The sequence below is a fragment of the Sorangium sp. So ce1504 genome (genome assembly GCF_051521635.1).
In the GTDB taxonomy this organism is placed as follows: Bacteria; Myxococcota_A; Polyangia; order Polyangiales; family Polyangiaceae; genus Sorangium; species Sorangium cellulosum_B.
In genome coordinates this window covers 8,031,230-8,047,534 of record NZ_CP150365.1, presented here as the reverse complement: position 1 = coordinate 8,047,534, position 16,305 = coordinate 8,031,230, and the positions used below count along the sequence as shown (strand labels likewise).

Here is a 16,305-nt window from a genome sequence, read left to right as displayed (position 1 = left end):
GATGCCGACAGCCCTGGTTACCGGCGCCGCCGGCGTGATGGGCGCCCGCTTGACGGCGCGGCTGCGCATAGCGGGCTGGCAAGTGCGAGCGCTCGTGCTGCCCGGTGATCCGTTGCGAGCGCGCATGGATGCGCTGGGCTGCGACGTGCGCGAAGGCGATATCAGCGATCCGAACACATTGGCCGGCGTGTGTCGCGGCGTCGACCTCGTCTACCACTTGGCCGCCATCATCATCACCCACGACCCCACGATGTTTCAGCGCGTCAACCGCGACGGCACGGCGCACCTTGTCGCGGAGGCGCGAAGAGCGGGGGTGCCGCACTTCGTGTACGTCTCGTCGGCCTCCGTCGTTTACCCCCGTCGCACGCGCTATGCCGAGTCCAAGCTCGAGGCCGAGCGTCTCGTCCAGGGCTCAGGGCTCGCCTACACGATCGTGCGGCCCACGCTGGTTTACGAGCAGGGCGGCGGTCAGGAGCTCCTGATGTTCCTCGACTACTTGCGGCGGTTTCCGGTGGTGCCGTTCATCGGCGCCGGGGGCGCGCTCAAAAGGCCCGTTTGGTCCGAGGATGTCGTCGAGGGCCTCGTGCGGCTCGCCAATGCGCCGATCGCGCACGGCAAGACCTACAACTTCAGCGGCGCGGAGGTGATTTCGATGCGCGAGCTCGCGGAGCTGCTGCTGCTTCATCACGATCGGCCTCGGCCCTTCTTGCACCTACCGGTGTGGGCGTGCCGGGCGCTAGCAGCCGTGCTCCCCGTGTTCATGAAGCGGCCCCCGCTCACCTCGAGCGCGATAGCCGGCGTCGTCAACGACGCCGATCTCGACCCGACCGAAGCCATGAACGACCTCGGCTACGCGCCGCTCGGCGTGCGCGCTGGGTTGCGTCACTGTTCTCCTTCACCCGCCGTCGAGGCGGCCACCCTCGCACCCCGCGCGAGTGAAGCTCGAGAAAGGACAAATTAGATGAGCCTGCGTTTCCCACTGCGGCAAATTGGTACTCTGTGCTGCTCGGCTGTGCTCGGATGTTCGGTCTTTTCGGGCGAGCCCCCGAAGGGTGCCGACGAAGCCCCGCCCGCGGAGGACGTCGCGCTGATGCGCGAGGTCGGCGAAAAGGCCAACGGCACCATCGTCTGGTCCAGCTCCCGCGTGGGCAATCACGACCTGTTCACGATGAAGACCGACGGCTCGGACGTCAAACAGATCACCAAGGGCGACGAGGTCGACTGGTTCCCGAGGTTCTCTCCGAGCGGCGCGCAAATCCTGTTTTCCCGCAGCAAACAAGGCTGGGTGAGCGAACGCGACGCCAACGCCAGCGACAAATGGGACATCTACACGATCAAGCCGGACGGCTCCGAGCCGAAGAAGGTCGTCGAGAGCGCGAGCTGGGGTAGCTGGATTTCGGAGGATGAGATCCTGTTCGTACGCGGCACGAAGGTCTTTCGCAGCAAGCTCGGCAGCGGCGCAGAGACGCAGTTGATGGACAGCGAGGGCGTATCCGATCTGGACGGCGCCTTGCTGCAGCAGCCGGAGCTTTCGAGTGACGGCAAGTACCTCGCCATCACGCTGCGCGGCTCGAAGCGCGAAACCGGCATCTGGAACATCGCCAAGAAGGCCTGGACCCAGACCGGGCTGGGCTGCCAGGTGAACTGGACGCCGGATCACACGGCCATCTACTGGGTTCACCCAACCGGGAACGGCGATAGCCGGGTGCTGCGCATGCCGATCGATAACGGCACGCCGCCGGAGGACGTCGACTTGGACAAGCTCCAGTTCATGGACTTGCCGGGTCGCCGCTCGCACGAGTACTTCCCGCAGCTGTCGCGCGACGGCAAATGGATGGTCTGGGGCATCACCCAGCGCGGTCACGACCACGACACCGCCGACTACGAGATTTACCTGTGGGAGGTGGGCACGCCGCCCGAAAAGGCCGCGCGCCTCACCTACAACTCGGCCAATGATCGCTGGCCCGACGTCTTCATTCCGTCGGCCGGGAGTGGCTCACCGTGAGGGAAACGCGCATCGCCGTGGTCGGCGCGGGCGGCTTCATCGGCTCGCACCTGGTGCCGGCTTTGCTTGAGCGCTTTGCCTGCCAGGTCGACGCCGTCGACGTGGATTTGACCAAGCTCGAGTGTTGGGACCCGCGCGTGCGGCGCATCGAGGCGCGCGTCGAGGCGCCGGGGCTCGTCGAGGACGTGACCGAGCGCTGTCAGGTCGTGATCTCGCTCACGGCGCTTTGCAACCCAGCCCAGTACTCGACCATCCCGCTGGAGGTCATCGACGCCAGCTTCACGCACCTGTTGCCGCTCGTGAAACGCTGCGCGGAGCGCGCCGTGCGCTTGATTCATTTCTCGACCGCCGAGGTTTACGGGCGCACCGCGCTGGACGCGCAGGGGCTGCCGACCGCGCGTATGCACGAGGACGACTCGTGCTTCTTGCTCGGCCCCGTGGGGCGCGAGCGCTGGACGTATTCGTGCGCCAAGCAGCTGCTCGAGCGGGTGATCTGGGCGCACGGTCAGCACGGCGCGTTGCCGTTCACGATCATTCGGCCCTTCAACACCATCGGCGCGCGCATGGACTTCCTGCCCGGCATCGACGGGGAGGGGACACCCCGCGTGCTGGCCTGCTTCATGAGCGCGCTGCTGCGAGGGGAGCCCTTGCCGCTCGTGGGCGGCGGCGCGCAACGGCGGGCGTTCATGGATGTGAGCGACATGGTCGAAGCCGTGTGCCGCGTGCTCGAGCGGCCGAAGCAGAGTAGAGGTCAGATCTTCAACATCGGTAACCCGGACAATGACGTCAGTATCGCGGAGCTCGCTCGGCTGCTGGCCGACGCTTTCGCTGAGCGGTTACCCGAGCGTGCGCCTGCCCAGTTTCGCGCGGTGTCGGCCGCCGAGTTCTATGGCCCCGGCTACGACGACACGCAGGAACGCATCCCCGACGTTCAGAAAGCGCAGCGACTGCTCGGTTGGAAGCCCCGGCGACGCCTGGCCACCTCCTTGCCGCCGATCGTGCACGACTACGTCGAGCGCTACGGCGCTCGCGTCGCAGCGGCATCCTCGCTCTCCCAGCTCGCGAGCTCCGCATGAAGGTAACGGTCGTCATCCCTGCGTACAACGCTGCCCGGCACATCGAGTCGGTGCTGGAGCGCGTCGGCGGCTTGGCTTCGTCGGGGCCCACCCACGTGGTGGTCGTCGACGACGGCAGTCGCGACGACACGGCCCGTAGGGTCGAGCGCCACAGCTCGTCGGCGTTTCGCCTCAGCTTGCTCCGGCGGCCCAACAACGGCGGTTACGGTGCGGCGATGAAAGACGGTCTGGCCAAGGCTTGCGCCGATGCGCCGGATCTGGTCGCCTGTATCCACGCCGACGGTCAGTATGCGCCCGAGGCCTTGCCCGGGCTGATCGGGGAGCTTTCGCGTCGCGGGCTCGATCTGCTGCAGGGCTCGCGCATCGCTGCGGGCACGGCCTTGCAGGGTGGTATGCCCCTCTACAAGTACGTCGGCAATGCGCTGCTGAACCGCATCGAGAACCGGACGCTGTCGCTTTCGATGACTGACTACCACAGCGGCTACCTGCTCTATGGGCCGCGCGCGCTGGCGCTGCCGTTTCACGACTTGTCTGACAGCTTCGATTTCGACTTGGAGGTCATCGCCTCGGCGCGGGCACGTGGGCTTTCGGTCGGCGAGGCGCCGGTGCCCACGCACTACGGGGACGAGGTCTCGCACCTGAACCCGCTGACGTACGGGCTCCGGGTGCTTCGAGTGATGTGGAACTATCGTCGAGGTCGCTATGACGCAGCGTAAGCGCGCTCTTGGGTTTTGGGGCTTGCTCGCCGCCGCATCGGCGCTTGGCATTGTTGCTTGTCACGCCGGGTCTGCGAAGCTTCCCTGGGGTGATGCGAGAGAGGGCACGCGCGTCGAGCACGCTTACGTCCATACGCTGAACGAAGGCTATGCGCGAACGCGCTCGCAGGTCTGGGTGCGTGAGGTGGCACGCCCGACGCGCGCCGCGTTGGACTACGCCGCCTATCACAGCAACTTCATGATCGCCGACCCGGAGCCAGAGACGCCCATGTCGGCCGTGGGCACGCCCGATACCTCGCGCGCGTTCGCGGGTCGGCTCGACCAGGGCAGCCTGACGAGCGATCTCGCGAAGACGCCGCTCTCGCCGGTCGAGCAGCAGCAAGCGCTGGCGTTCGCGCCGCTGTCGGAGTTTTTGCAAGCGCACAAGGTAGCGGGGGCCGAAGCGCTGGCCGAGGTTGGCTCAGCCGTGCGCAGCGAGCGGTGGGGCCTGCAGCTGCCGCCCGGCTCCTCCGGCCAGCTGCTGAGCGAGGTGTTCATTCATCAGGCCGCGTCGGGCGCAGTGGAGTTGTGGGCCAAGGTAGAGTTTCAGCCTTGGTTCAAGCCTTTTGCGGGCTCCGCCGATCAGGACGGGGACGGCTTTCCCGAGCTCTATGGCCGAGTGGCGCCTGGCGTCGTCACTCCCGTGCTTGTGGCTGCGATTCAGAAGGACTACGTGGCGCCGGTGCTGTCGCCGAGCGAGGTGAAGGCTTGGGCGAACCAACTCTCGTCGTATTGGTACCCGTCCTTCAACACCGATCTCATGCCGGTGGGACCGAGCTTTCCGGACGCGCAGACCGAGCCCTACATCAAGCAAGAGCTGGGCGGCCGCGCTTTTCCGGCGCCGACCATCGTGCTGCGCGGCAAGCCGCAAGGCAAAGCCACGTACAACGTCTTTCTGGTGCGTGGCGAAGGCGCGGCGCTCGCGGCCGCTGCGCCCGCGAAGCCGGCGCTTCGGCTAAGCAAGACACGTCCGTCGCCGAATCCCGCGCCGGGGCTCGAGGCGGTGCAGCGCGAGCTGGCCCAGGCGGGCGGCTCTTGGCCGATGTGGATGGCCAAGCTCACGCCGACCCATGACGCCCTGAAGAAACGGCTCAAAGGCATGCCGCCGAAGGTCAAGGCGCTGGCTGGGCGAGATGGCTTTCTGTTCTACCGCAACGACCTCGAGTACGTCAGCGGTGGTGATCTCGAGCAGCAACGCAAGGGAAAGAACCCGCTGCCGGTGATCCTCGAATTCAAGAAGCTGCTCGACGAGCAGGGGGTCGACTTCTTGTTCGTGCCGGTCCCGACGAAGCTCGAGGTGTATCCGGAAAAGTTGGACCCCGCTTTCTCAGCGCTCTCGGGCCAGGTCATCAATCCGGCTTTCCGCAAGCTGATCGAAAGGCTCAGCAAGGAAGGCGTGGAGATCGTGGACCTGCTGCCGGCATTTCTGCAGGCAAAGGTCACGAGCGCAGCGGGGCCGTTTCTGTTCCAGCGCCAAGACACGCACTGGACCGACCGTGGGCTGCGCTTGGCCGCAGACCTCTTGGCCACCCGCGTGAAGAAGTACCCCTGGTACGCCGATCTCGCCAAGCAGAAGCGCGCTTACGACTTGCGCGAGACCAGCTTCACCCGTTTCGGCGATCTGCATTCGCGACTGCCGGAAGCTGAGCAGAAGAAATACGCGCCTGAGACGCTCGTGGCGCACCGGGTCGTTGCCGACGGCAAGCCGTACGACGACGACCCGGATAGCCCGGTCGTGCTCTTGGGCGACAGTTTCACCGCCGTCTATCAGCTGACGGACGCCGAGCACGCTGGCGTCTCGGCGCACCTCGCGCGTGGCATCGCGTATCCGCTCGACTTGGTCATGAGCTACGGCGGCGGCCCCAACGTGCGGCAAAAGCTTCTGCGTCGCAGCGTCGAGGCGCTCGGCACGAAAAAGCTGGTCATCTGGATGATGACGGCGCGTGATCTCTACAACTACTGGGAAGACTGGGAGCCGCTGAAGAAGCCATGAAGCGCCGCTCGCTCCTGCTCCTGCTCTTGCTCGCGGGCGGCGGCTGCTTTCGCGTTCCGCGCCGAGAGCTTGCGTTCGGCCGCGCCCTGATCGGCCTGGCCCGTGACATCGCGTTTGTCGACGAGAGCCAGGTGACCTGGAGCCTGACGGAGCTTTCGCGTCTCGTCGACGAGGCGGAGAGCGCGCTCGCTTCGTCGCCCCAGCGCTCGCCTGCTACGGTGTTGAGTGAGCTCTTGTTCGGTCGTTGGAGCTTCGTGCGCGAAGTGGCCGACACGAATCTAGCCTTCGTGTGCCTGCCCGGCGTGCTGGAGCGCCGCCGGGGAAGCTGCGTTGGCCTTGGTACCTTGTTTCTCGCGCTGGCTGACGCGCTCGGCTATTCGGCGTCCGGGGTGATGATGCCTGGGCACTTCTACGTGCGGGTGCAGGAACAGGGCGGCGCGCGCAACGTGGAGCTGCTGCGCGCCGGTGAGGCGATGCCGGACGCGTGGTACGGCCAGCGCTTTCCGGTACCGGGCGGCTCGGCGCGCGAATACGCGCGTCCACTCAGCCAATCCGAGGTGCTGGGCGTCGTCGAATACAACGTCGGCAACGAACGGCGCCGGCAGCTACGGCTGACCGAAGCGCGAGCAGCGTTCCTCCGCGCCACCCGCGTCTTTCCGGAGCTGTCCGAGGCCCACGCCAGCCTTGGCGCCGTCGAACAGCTGCTCGGTAATCTCGAGAGCGCGGAGGCAAGCTACCGTCGCGCTTGCAACGCCAATCCGCACTTGCCCGGCATCGAGCAGAACCTTTCGCTCTTGGCAGCGGAGCGCACGACCGCGACGACTCCGCGGGCGTGCCCACTGCCGCCGAGCTACTGATTGGCGAGGGGATCTCGGTGGGGCGTGTCGTCAAGACACCAAGAACGCCAAAAGAGAATCTTATCTTGGCGCCCTTGGTGTCTTGGCGGTTTATTTCTCGCTTGATCAACGTGATCGCTATTCTAGTGTCCATTCTGGGGTTGGAGGACGTGTAAAATTCGCTGTCCTCGTCGTCTCGTCTGAACGCGGCCGGATGGATACGGCCGGAGTCAGCTCAGCCCTTGCCCGTGGACCACGAGCCAGGAGCCGACGGTGTCGGAGCCGTGGCCGAGAGCGATGCCTCCGGACGGGGGCCGAACCGCGCGCCGGCACGTCTCGGGGAACAGGAGCAGCTGCGACGGTGAACGGGACGCGCAAGATCTGCGTGGACGACGGCTGGGCTGCGCGTCTTGGTGCTCGGTTCCGCGCGAATGGACTGCGCCCTCGGCGTCGCTCCTGGTTTGGCACGCGGGCTGCAAAAGTAAAAAGAGCACGTGAGAGACGGAGTCGGCTGCAGATGCGCCGGCGACTGCTGGGCGCAGCACGCGATTCCTAGAAAGAAGCACGTCATGCGGCACGTAGTGACGATCCTGATCGCGCTTCACGGTGCGATTCACATCATCGGATACATCGAGTGGTCGAAGCTCGCAGCCGCCGGCCAGTCGAGCGATCGCACGCTCGTGCCCCTCTCGCCCGCCGGCAGTCGAGCCTTCGCGCTGCTCTGGCTCACGGCGCTGATCCTTCTGCTCGCGGCGGCAGCGCTCCAGGTCCTGCGACGCGACGCGTGGTGGGCGCTGGCGCTCTTCGGCGTGCTCCTGTCCCAGGGCCTCATCGTCCTCGCGTGGCCCCAGGCGAAGTTCGGGACGCTCGTCAACGTGCTCCTCCTCTTGCCGATCGTGGCCGCAGCCGCACACGCGCGCTTCCGCCATGAGGTCGATTCGGAGGTCCGAGCGTTGCTCGCGCGCCCCTCCGAGCCGCGCGCTTCCAGCGTCGACCCCTCCGTGCTCGAGCGCCTGCCCGCGCCGGTGCGCACCTGGCTGGAGGCCTCGGGCGTCGTCGGCCGGGAAAGGGCTCAGACGGTCCGGCTGAAGCAGCGCGGCGAGCTCCGGACCAGCCCCGACGCCGCCTGGATGCCCGCGGAGGCCGAGCAGTACTTCTCCGTCGACGAGCCTGCGTTCGTCTGGAAGGTCACCACGAAGACGATGGGCATCCTCCCGATCGAGGGCCGCGACAAGTACGCCGCCGGCAAGGGACAGATGCTCATCAAGGCGGCGTCGCTCGTCGACCTCGTCGACGCGGCCGACGAGAAGATCGACCACGGCGCCATGCTGCGCTTTCTGGGCGAGATCGTCTGGTTCCCGTCAGCGGCGCTCCGCCCCTACATCGCGTGGGAGTCGATCGACGCGACGAGCGCGAAGGCGACGATGCGCCACGCAGGGAAGGTCGCATCGGCGGTGTTCACGTTCGATCCTCAGGGGCGCGTGGTCGGGCTGCAGGCAGAGCGTTATCTCGGCGGCGGCGCGGACGCGAAGCTCACGCCCTGGTCCGTGTCGTGCTCGGACTGGCGCACGTTCCGGGGTATCGGGGTTCCGAGCCGAGGGGAGGTCCTGTGGAAGCTCGAGAGCGGGAATTTCAGCTACTACCGCTGGGAGATCCTCGACGTGGAGCACAACCCCGCAGGGCCGTACTGGGAGAGCGGCTCCCGCACGCAGCCCCTGCGCCTCGCTAGAGCGGGCGGCCGATCCGGGCGCGGATCTGCGCCCGGACATCCTCTGGAAGCGCGCGCAGGTAGTCGTCGGGCAGCAGCCGCAATGCCTCGTCGGGCATCAGGAGGAGCCGCTCCTCGGGGGTGAGCCCTGCGGCGCGCTGCTCGGGCGGAAGGCCGGCGACGCGTTGCTCGGGCGGCATCCCGGCGAGCCGCTGCTCGGGGGTCAGCCCGGCGGCCCGCTGCTCGGGGGTCAGCCCAGCGGCCCGCTGCTCGGGGGTCAGCCCGGCGGCCCGCTGCTCGGGCGGCAGCGCCGCCAGCAGCTCGTCCACCGGCAGCGCCGGCAGAAGCGTCTCGATCGGCAGCTTCTTCAGCAGCGTCCGCAGCACCTCGTCAAAGCCTTCCAGCTCGCGCATCGCCATCGCGATCTCCTCCGCACCGACCTGCTCGGCCAGCCAACGGCGCGCCTCGGCCGTCCGCGCCGTGCCGTGACCGAGCAAGTGTAGCAGATCGTCGCCCTCGGCCTCGGCCACCGTGGCGAGCTCGACCACGTACAGCGCGAACGCTGCTCCCTGGAGCTGCCAGTAGCCGCCGGCGAGGTCGCGCCAGACCAGCCCGAGCGCCGCGACATCGGCGTCGAGCGAGCGCGTACGCGACGGCAGCAGCAACACGCCGGCCAGGTCGCGGCGCGGTCCGAGCCGCTTCCCAGCGCCCGCGTAGTGCAGCGACAGGTAGCCCCAGAGCCGGTCGAGGTCGCGGCTGCGGTAGGTGCGCCGGACGCTCTTGAACTCGACGATCGTCTCCCTGGGCAAGAGCGACCAGAGCCTCCGCAACGTGCCCGCCGGCTCGCGGACCTCGCCCGGCGCGTCGTTGCGCAGCAGGAGGTAATCGGCCCGGGGCGGCTCCGTCGACAAGGGCACCTCGCTTTGGATCTGAAAATGGCGCGGGCGGCGCTGGCGCAGCAGCGCGGCGAGCAGCACGTGCCACGCGGTCCGGGTCGAGCCCATAGCGCCCTGTACTGGCAACTCCGGTGCAGGACAAGAGAACATGAGCACGAGGCGTCTCAAGGTCCTTGTCTCATCGCTTTACGAGGACAGGTCCCCTTTCATCACGCTTTCTTCCGGAGCAGGCGAATCGCGGCGACATCGAGGCAGCACGCCGCCCCGCATACAGCGGGCTCGGCGTGTGAGCCCGTCCCTCTCCGAGCGGCGTCATTCCGGGGTGACCAACTCCAGCAGGTGTCCCAGCCCCTGCGCGCGGAGCGTCTCGGCCTGGAGCCGCGCCGCGACCGCGTCGAGCTCGCCGGGCGTCTGTCCGTCTCCAGGCGCCGCGACGCCCTCTTCCCGCCTACCTGGCGAAAGTCGACCCGTTCCAGACGTACCGCGCCGGCTGCGCGTCCCCCCACGGCAGCAGCAGCGGCTCGAAGCCGCCGACAGGCGCCTTGTCCTGGTTGAAGGGATACGTCTGCTCCGTCCACTCGACGGCCCTCCCCGGGGCGAGCTCGATCCCCATCTTGTCGCCCACGCGCACGAACTTGAGCTCGCCGGCGATCTTCTTGTCGCCGATGCTGCGCGCCACCTCGGCCGCGAAGATCCGCTGGATGCTCTCGCCCTCGACCCGGAAGATCTGCACGACGTCGCGGTCCACGGTCCCGCCGCCCGCCTCCTTGGGCGCCGCCGCGCGGACGGTGCCGTGGACGATGATCTCCGCCTTGCCGTCGCCGGTGAGATCGAGCGCGCGCACCGAGCGGATGTCGGCCGGAGACGCGAACTGCGCGAGCGTCATGAACGCGTACCCCGCGCCGCCCCGGAACCCCTTGCCGAACACGACGATGTCGCGGTCGTGCAGGAGCACCCGCTCGGGCTCCTTGCCGGCGGCCACGTCGGCGCCGAGGTCGAACCGCGGCTTGCTCGACGAGGCGTTCCGGTCGCGCCGGTAGAGGGCGTACACCTTGTCGAGCATCTCGGCCGGCGAGAGGCCGGCCGGCTTCGGCGCGGCCCGCGCCTCCTCGGCCCTCGCCGGCGCCGGGCGCGGCCCCGCGGCGCCCGCCTGCCGCTGCTCGCTCGCCTTGGTGAACACCCCGCCGGTCAGCTTGTAGAGCTGCGACTTGATCGACCCCCACGGCAAGAGCAGCGGGTCGTACGTCGTCTCGACCCCCTCCGCGTAGTTGCTCGCGTCGTAGCGGGTCGCCTTGCCCGGCTCCACGCGGATCGCCATCTTGTCGCCGTCCGCCACGAAGTCGACGTCGTTGACGACCGAGCCCTTGTCCGTCGCGATCGCGATCTCGTGCTGGAAGATCGGCTTCGGCGTGTCGCCGGCGCCGAACTGGAGCACGTGGATCACCTCGCGGTACTTCGCGCTGCTGCCGGAGCGCTTCCGCAGGATGAGCTCGGCCTGGCCGTCGCCCGTCAGGTCGCGCGCCGTGAGCGACGGCACCATCCCGTCCTTGGCGTCGACCCCGAGGTCCTCGAAGTAATACTGCGCGCCCTTCCGGAACCCGGGGCCGAGGACGACCAGGAACCGCTCGTGGACGAGCACCCGCTCCCGCATCCCGTCGCCGGCCACGTCGGCGACGAGGTCGTAGCTCGCGCGGCCCTGGATGCCCTTGCTCCGGAGGAGGCCGTCGGTGAGCGCGAGCTCCGGCTCGGTCGCGAGCGGCGACAGCGACCCGTACGCCTCCGAGGCGGCGCTGCCGACGACGGCGTCGACCCCTCCGCCGTCGTCGTCGTGGACGAAGAGCCCCGCCCGCAGCCCGACCCGGGTCGTCGCCGCCTCGGGGAACGCCGTCCAGGGGACGCTCGCCTCCAGGGTGTACCCGCCGCTCCGGGGGGCCTCGATGACCCTCGCGCCGGCCACCGCCTTGCCGCCCGGGACCTTGACGCTGCCCGCGGTCTTGCCCGGCTGTCCCGGGTAGAGCGCGACCTCCTGGACCTTTCCGCCCGGGAACCCGATCACCACCTTCACGTGATCGGCGCCGCCTCGCAGCGCGTCGTCGGTCACGTCGGCCGCCACGTAGATCCGCGCGTCGTCGTAGGCGATGGCCACCTGCGCGGCCAGATCGGCCTTGCTGGGCTTGCCCTTCACCTTGAGGCCGAGGGAGGTGAACGCCACCGGCCACTCCTTCGGGATCCCGTCGAGCTTGAGCCATTTCGACTCGACGAGCGGCGCCGCGATCGGCGTGCCGGCGGCGAGGGCAGGGGAGGGGGCGGCGGCGGTCAGCGCCGCCAGCGCGACCGGCGCGAGCGCGGCGAGGCGGGAGCCGGAGGCATGAGCCCCCGGCGCACGGAGGTGGTGTGATTTACGTCTCATAAGCTCGGGTTTGGACGCCTCTCCGCGCCCGCTTGTTCTTACCACGAGCACTTTCTTTCCGGATCGCTCCGCGTCGCCCACCCGAGGCGGCACCCTGGACGCCGTGAGGTGGCCGTCTGACGTGGCAGGCGAGGGGGCTCGGCGCTGCCGAGGCCCCTCACCCGGCGGTCATCCGTGGGGCTTGGAGGCGGGCGTGAGGCGGGCGGGGCCGGCGCCTTCGGGGCGGATCCGGCGGTACACGAGCTTTGCGATCTCGACGGCCGGGACGATGAGCGCCGAGAGGACGAGCAGGAGCATCCACTCGTCCGACGACATCGCGTACGTGCGGAAGACCGGGCGCAGCGCGGGCACGAGCAGCGCGATCAGGTGGATCGCCGCGCTCGCCGCGACCGCCAGGAGGAGCGGGAGGCTGATGAGCGGCTTCGACGCGAAGAGCGAGATGACCGGGCTACGGCAGCTCCAGGCGTGGAAGAGCGGCGACAGCGCCAGCAGCGAGAAGGCGACGGCGCGCGTGCGGAGCAGCGCGTCCTCGGTCTGCTCCGACGTCGCGTAGAGCGCGACGGCGGCGAGCCCCATGATCGCGCCGACGTACAGGATCCCGAGGTAGTCGCGCTTGATGAGCAGGCCCTCGTCGCGCGGCCGCGGCGCCTCCGACATGAGCTGCGGATCCGGCGGATCGATGCCGAGCGCGAGCGCGGGCAGGCCGTTCGTGACGAGGTTGATCCAGAGGATCATGAGCGGCGTCAGCGGCGGCCACTTGCCGAAGAACGAGACGACGAACACGGCCACGAGGAGGCCCATGTTCGACGAGAGGAGGAAGAAGATGAACTTCTGGATGTTGCGGTAGATGGCGCGCCCCTCGCGCACCGCCTCGACGATGGTCGCGAAGTTGTCGTCCGCCAGCACGAGGTCCGCCGCCTGCCGCGCCACGTCGGTGCCCCCGCGCCCCATCGCCACGCCGATGTGCGCCTCCCGGAGCGCGGGCGCGTCGTTCACGCCGTCGCCCGTCATCGCCACGATGTGGCCGTGCGCCTTGAACGCCCGCACGAGCCGGAGCTTCTGCTCCGCCGTCGTCCGGGCGAAGACGCGCAGGTGCATGATCCGCCGCGCCAGCTCCTCGTCGCTCATCACCGCGAGCTCCGCGCCGCTGAGCGCCTCGTCGCCCTCGTCCCAGAGCCCGATCTCCTTGGCGATCGCCGTCGCGGTGAGCCGGTGGTCGCCGGTGATCATGACGGCGCGGATGCCGGCGCGGCGGCACTCGGCCACCGCCTCCTTCACCCCCTGCCGCGGCGGGTCCATCATCCCGACCAGGCCGAGGAACGTGAGCTCGCGCTCGATGTCGTCCTCGTCGCGGCTGACCCGCACCCGGCGGCAGATCGCGAGCACGCGCAGCGCGGCCGCGCTCATGCGATCGGCCTCGGCGACGATCGCGGCGCGGTCGTCCTCGGACAGCGCCCGCACGCCCTTGTCGTCGGCGAACTTCACGCAGAGCGGCAGGAGCACGTCGACGCTCCCCTTCACGTGCGCGATCTCGCGGCCGCGCTCGTCCCGCGTGATCACCGTCATCCGCTTGCGGTCGCTGTCGAACGGCAGCTCGTGCACGAACGCGTGCGACGGCGCCACCGACTCGCGCGAGTAGCTGCCCTTCGCGGCCAGCGTCAGCAGCGCCCCCTCGGTCGGATCGCCGACGATGTTCCAGCGGCCCGTCGCCTGGTCCTCGTTGAGCGACGCGTTGTTGCAGAGGGCGACCGTCGCGAACAGGTAGGTGAGCGGCGCCGAGTGCTCCACGACCTCCGCGCCGTGCTCGTCCCGCAGCGCGCCCGTCGGGTCGTACCCCTCGCCGGTCACCGTGTAGCGGCGGCCGCCCGCGTACACGTTGCGCACGGTCATCTCGTTCTGGGTGAGCGTGCCCGTCTTGTCCGACGCGATGATCGTCGCGGCGCCGAGCGTCTCGACCGCGGGCAGCTTGCGCACGATCGCCCCGCGCCGCGCCATGCGCTGCATCCCCAGCGCGAGCGTGATCGTCGTGATCGCGGGCAGCCCCTCGGGGATGGCGGCCACGGCGAGGCTCACGCCCTCGAGCAGGAGCTCGTGCCACGGCCGTCCGCCCCGGATGAACCCCCAGCCGAGCAGCACCGCGGAGAGCGCCAGGCACACCCGCAGGATCACCGAGCCGAAGCGATCGAGCCGCTCCTCGAGGGGCGTCTTCTGCTCGCCGACCGAGCGGATCATCTCGCCGATCCGGCCGAGCTCGGTGCTCACGCCGGTCGCGGTCACCACCGCGCGCCCCTTGCCGCGCACGACGCTCGTGCCCGTGAAGATCATCGTGACCCGGTCGCCGAGCGGCGCGTCGCGCGCGACCGGGGCGAGCGCGTCCTTGACCGCGGCCGCGCTCTCGCCCGTCAGCGCCGCCTCCTCGGTCGCGAAGCTGATCGTCTGCACGAGCCGCGCGTCGGCCGGGACCGAGTCGCCCGCCTCGAGCTCGAGGATGTCGCCGGGCGCGACGTCCTCGGCCGCGATGACCACGGTCTTGCCGCCGCGGCGCACGCGCGCGTTCGGCGCGCTGAGCTTCTGGAGGGCGTCCAGGGCCGCCTCCGCGCGCCGCTCCTGGTAGTAACCGAGGAAGGCGTTCAGGATCACGATGAGCAGGATCGCGATCGCGTCGCCGAACCGGTGGAGGAAGCTCTGGTCCTTGTCGGCGGTGAAGCCGACGACCACGGCGATCGCCGCCGCGGCGAGGAGCGTGAGCACCAGCGGGTTCGCGAACTGCTCGAGGATGCGGACGAGCGCGCTCTTCTTCTTCGTCTCGGGCAGGCGGTTCTTGCCGTGCTCCGCGAGGCGCTTCTGCGCCTCGTCGTCGGAGAGCCCGCCGGACGAGCTCACCCCGACGCGCTCGAGGAAGGCGCCGACCTCTTCGGCGTGGACAGGGATGGGGGCGGCGGGAGGCGCGTCCGGTCCGGCCGGGCGGAGCGCCGTGGCGGCTTGGCTCATGTGCGGGCGTGCTCTAGCGCTTCATCCTGGCTTGTTCACGTTGTTCTTCGGCCTCGAGCTCCGCGAGCGCCGCCGCGAGCTCGTCCTGCTCGGCCTGGGGCGCGGCGGCCGGCGCGCCGCCCGCGCCGGCCACGCGCACCTGCGGCGGCGGCGCCGCGGCGGGCGGCGGCTCGGGCGGGAGCACGCCCATCTTCCGCTTGAGCGCGAGCAGCTCGTCGTCCGCGCCCGCCGTCGCCTCGAGCTGCCCGAACTTGTGCGCCAGCGTGTCGCCCGTGTACTGCTCGGCGATCTCCCCGGCGGCCTCGGCCTCGGCCTCGATCTGGTCGATCTTGTTCGACATCCGGTCGAACGTCTCGAAGGCGGAGGCGTTGTTCAGGCCGCTCATCGTCTCCTGGATGGCCTTCTGCGCCTCGGCCCGCTTCTTCCGGGCGATGAGCACGTTCTTCTTGCGCTTCGCCTCCTCGATCTTGTTGTTCAGGAGGCGCAGCGCCGTCTTCAGCTGGTCGACGGCCTGCTTCTGCTTCTGCCACTGGTCCTTGTAGGAGGTGGCGAGCTGGTCGTGCTCCTTCTTGCGGTTCAGCGCCTCCTTGGCCAGCGCGTCGTCGCCCGCCTTGATCGCGAGCATCGCCCTGCGCTCCCACTCCGCGGCGTTGGCGGCCTCCTGCTCGGCCTGCTTGGCCAGCCGCTTCTCGTCGGCGATCGAGACGGCGACCTGCTTCTTCGCCTCGATCAGCTGGTTTGCCATGTCGATGACGACCTGGTTCAGCATCTTCTCGGGGTCCTCCGAGCGGCTGATGAGGTCGTTCAGGTTCGACTTGATGAGGGTCGCAAGGCGCGCGAAAATTCCCATAGATCAGCTCCAACTCTCGGGGTGCGCAGGGTCGAAAGGCGCGGCGGGTCTGCTCAGCTGAGCGCGAGATCGTGCAGCACGGGGACGTGGCGGGCGAGCGCGAGATCGATGTCGCTCAGGATCGCCTCGAGCTCGTTCATGTCGAGGTTCTCGAGCTCCAGCGCCGCCGAGAGGACGACGGTGCCCGCCTCGATCCCATACGAAGCATGCATCAGGTCCGTCGCGTTGTACTCGAGCAGGCGGCGGAAGAGCCTGGTCTGGTGAGCGGCGTCCCCGGGGACGGGGCCGATCGAGACCCGCACCGCCACGATCGGCGGGTCGATGCGGATCGCGATCGGCGGCGCGTCTGGGCCCCCCGAGACGAGGTAGGTACCGGCGTCGTTCTCGAACCGGCGATCGAGCTGCAGGAGGTAGGTTTCGACATCCTCGGCTGTACGCGGCATGGCGCGGCGAGCCTACAGAATCATGTCGCATCGGGCTAGTGCCGCGTCCCTCGGATTCTTTCCGGGATTCCGCGCGCCGCGGGCTGCGGCCTACGGCCACCACCATCGAGGACGCGCGGCTCGCCGTGGTCCTCCGAGTGGTCCTCCGAATGGTCCTCCGAGTGGTCCTCCGAGTGGTCCTCCGAACCGTTGCGTCCCCTTCGTTGGGTTCGTGCTCCGATCGCACCGGCGCGCTGTCACGCCGTGAGCCCGCAACACGCGCCGCGAGCCGCAACACGCGCCGCGAGCCGCGCTCCGTGATCGGTTCCGCTCGCTCCCGGAATCACCGCGTTTCCCCGGACG

11 protein-coding genes and 1 pseudogene are annotated in these 16,305 nt (G+C 69.1%); 7 read left to right on the top strand and 5 right to left on the bottom strand.

The window, feature by feature from the left end; genetic code table 11:
* Position 1 precedes the first annotated feature (1 nt).
* The 7 genes and pseudogenes from WMF39_RS30100 to WMF39_RS30070 form a co-directional block, all read left to right on the top strand.
* A complete protein-coding gene (locus tag WMF39_RS30100) occupies positions 2-961 on the top strand; it encodes an NAD-dependent epimerase/dehydratase family protein (RefSeq protein WP_437739934.1) in 960 nt (319 codons plus the stop codon).
* Entirely contained in the window at positions 962-2,005 is a 1,044-nt protein-coding gene (locus WMF39_RS30095; protein WP_437739933.1) for a TolB family protein, read from the top strand.
* On the top strand, positions 2,002-3,081 hold the full coding sequence (locus WMF39_RS30090; RefSeq protein WP_437739932.1) for an NAD-dependent epimerase/dehydratase family protein: 1,080 nt from the start codon (positions 2,002-2,004) through the stop codon (positions 3,079-3,081). The genes WMF39_RS30095 and WMF39_RS30090 overlap by 4 nt, the downstream gene beginning before the upstream one ends.
* Positions 3,078-3,797, top strand: coding sequence for a glycosyltransferase family 2 protein (locus WMF39_RS30085; RefSeq protein WP_437739931.1), 720 nt, complete (start codon positions 3,078-3,080; stop codon positions 3,795-3,797). Before WMF39_RS30090 ends, WMF39_RS30085 begins: the two co-directional genes overlap by 4 nt.
* Positions 3,784-5,829: an alginate O-acetyltransferase AlgX-related protein gene (locus WMF39_RS30080; RefSeq protein WP_437739930.1), complete on the top strand. Its 2,046-nt coding sequence runs from the start codon at positions 3,784-3,786 to the stop codon at positions 5,827-5,829. Before WMF39_RS30085 ends, WMF39_RS30080 begins: the two co-directional genes overlap by 14 nt.
* On the top strand, positions 5,826-6,686 hold the full coding sequence (locus tag WMF39_RS30075; RefSeq protein WP_437739929.1) for a transglutaminase family protein: 861 nt from the start codon (positions 5,826-5,828) through the stop codon (positions 6,684-6,686). The genes WMF39_RS30080 and WMF39_RS30075 overlap by 4 nt, the downstream gene beginning before the upstream one ends.
* 548 nt (positions 6,687-7,234) lie before the next feature.
* Positions 7,235-8,320, top strand: a pseudogene (locus WMF39_RS30070) (DUF6544 family protein); the annotation flags it as partial.
* Between the two features lie 70 nt (positions 8,321-8,390).
* Here the strand turns inward: WMF39_RS30070 and WMF39_RS30065 are convergent.
* The 5 genes from WMF39_RS30065 to WMF39_RS30045 form a co-directional block, all read right to left on the bottom strand.
* Positions 8,391-9,437 (bottom strand): hypothetical protein, encoded by a 1,047-nt coding sequence (locus WMF39_RS30065; RefSeq protein ID WP_437739928.1) that lies wholly within the window; start codon positions 9,435-9,437, stop codon positions 8,391-8,393.
* A gap of 280 nt (positions 9,438-9,717) precedes the next feature.
* On the bottom strand, positions 9,718-11,679 hold the full coding sequence (locus WMF39_RS30060) for a sugar-binding protein (protein ID WP_437739927.1): 1,962 nt from the start codon (positions 11,677-11,679) through the stop codon (positions 9,718-9,720).
* 168 nt (positions 11,680-11,847) lie between these two features.
* Complete coding sequence (locus WMF39_RS30055) at positions 11,848-14,670, bottom strand: cation-translocating P-type ATPase (protein ID WP_437739926.1); 2,823 nt, start codon at positions 14,668-14,670, stop codon at positions 11,848-11,850.
* 13 nt (positions 14,671-14,683) lie between these two features.
* Positions 14,684-15,520, bottom strand: coding sequence for a PspA/IM30 family protein (locus WMF39_RS30050; protein WP_012238103.1), 837 nt, complete (start codon positions 15,518-15,520; stop codon positions 14,684-14,686).
* Between the two features lie 53 nt (positions 15,521-15,573).
* Entirely contained in the window at positions 15,574-15,963 is a 390-nt protein-coding gene (locus WMF39_RS30045) for a hypothetical protein (protein WP_437739925.1), read from the bottom strand.
* Positions 15,964-16,305: the final 342 nt, after the last annotated feature.

What these genes read in the sequence shown, in the direction of transcription:
- WMF39_RS30055 (WP_437739926.1), bottom strand. Translation starts at nt 14,670, where the DNA reads ATGAGCCAAGCCGCCACGGCGCTCCGCCCGGCCGGACCGGACGCGCCT.
- WMF39_RS30080 (WP_437739930.1), top strand. Translation starts at nt 3,784, where the DNA reads ATGACGCAGCGTAAGCGCGCTCTTGGGTTTTGGGGCTTGCTCGCCGCC.
- WMF39_RS30045 (WP_437739925.1), bottom strand. Translation starts at nt 15,963, where the DNA reads ATGCCGCGTACAGCCGAGGATGTCGAAACCTACCTCCTGCAGCTCGAT.
- WMF39_RS30075 (WP_437739929.1), top strand. Translation starts at nt 5,826, where the DNA reads ATGAAGCGCCGCTCGCTCCTGCTCCTGCTCTTGCTCGCGGGCGGCGGC.
- WMF39_RS30100 (WP_437739934.1), top strand. Translation starts at nt 2, where the DNA reads ATGCCGACAGCCCTGGTTACCGGCGCCGCCGGCGTGATGGGCGCCCGC.
- WMF39_RS30095 (WP_437739933.1), top strand. Translation starts at nt 962, where the DNA reads ATGAGCCTGCGTTTCCCACTGCGGCAAATTGGTACTCTGTGCTGCTCG.
- WMF39_RS30085 (WP_437739931.1), top strand. Translation starts at nt 3,078, where the DNA reads ATGAAGGTAACGGTCGTCATCCCTGCGTACAACGCTGCCCGGCACATC.
- WMF39_RS30060 (WP_437739927.1), bottom strand. Translation starts at nt 11,679, where the DNA reads ATGAGACGTAAATCACACCACCTCCGTGCGCCGGGGGCTCATGCCTCC.
- WMF39_RS30050 (WP_012238103.1), bottom strand. Translation starts at nt 15,520, where the DNA reads ATGGGAATTTTCGCGCGCCTTGCGACCCTCATCAAGTCGAACCTGAAC.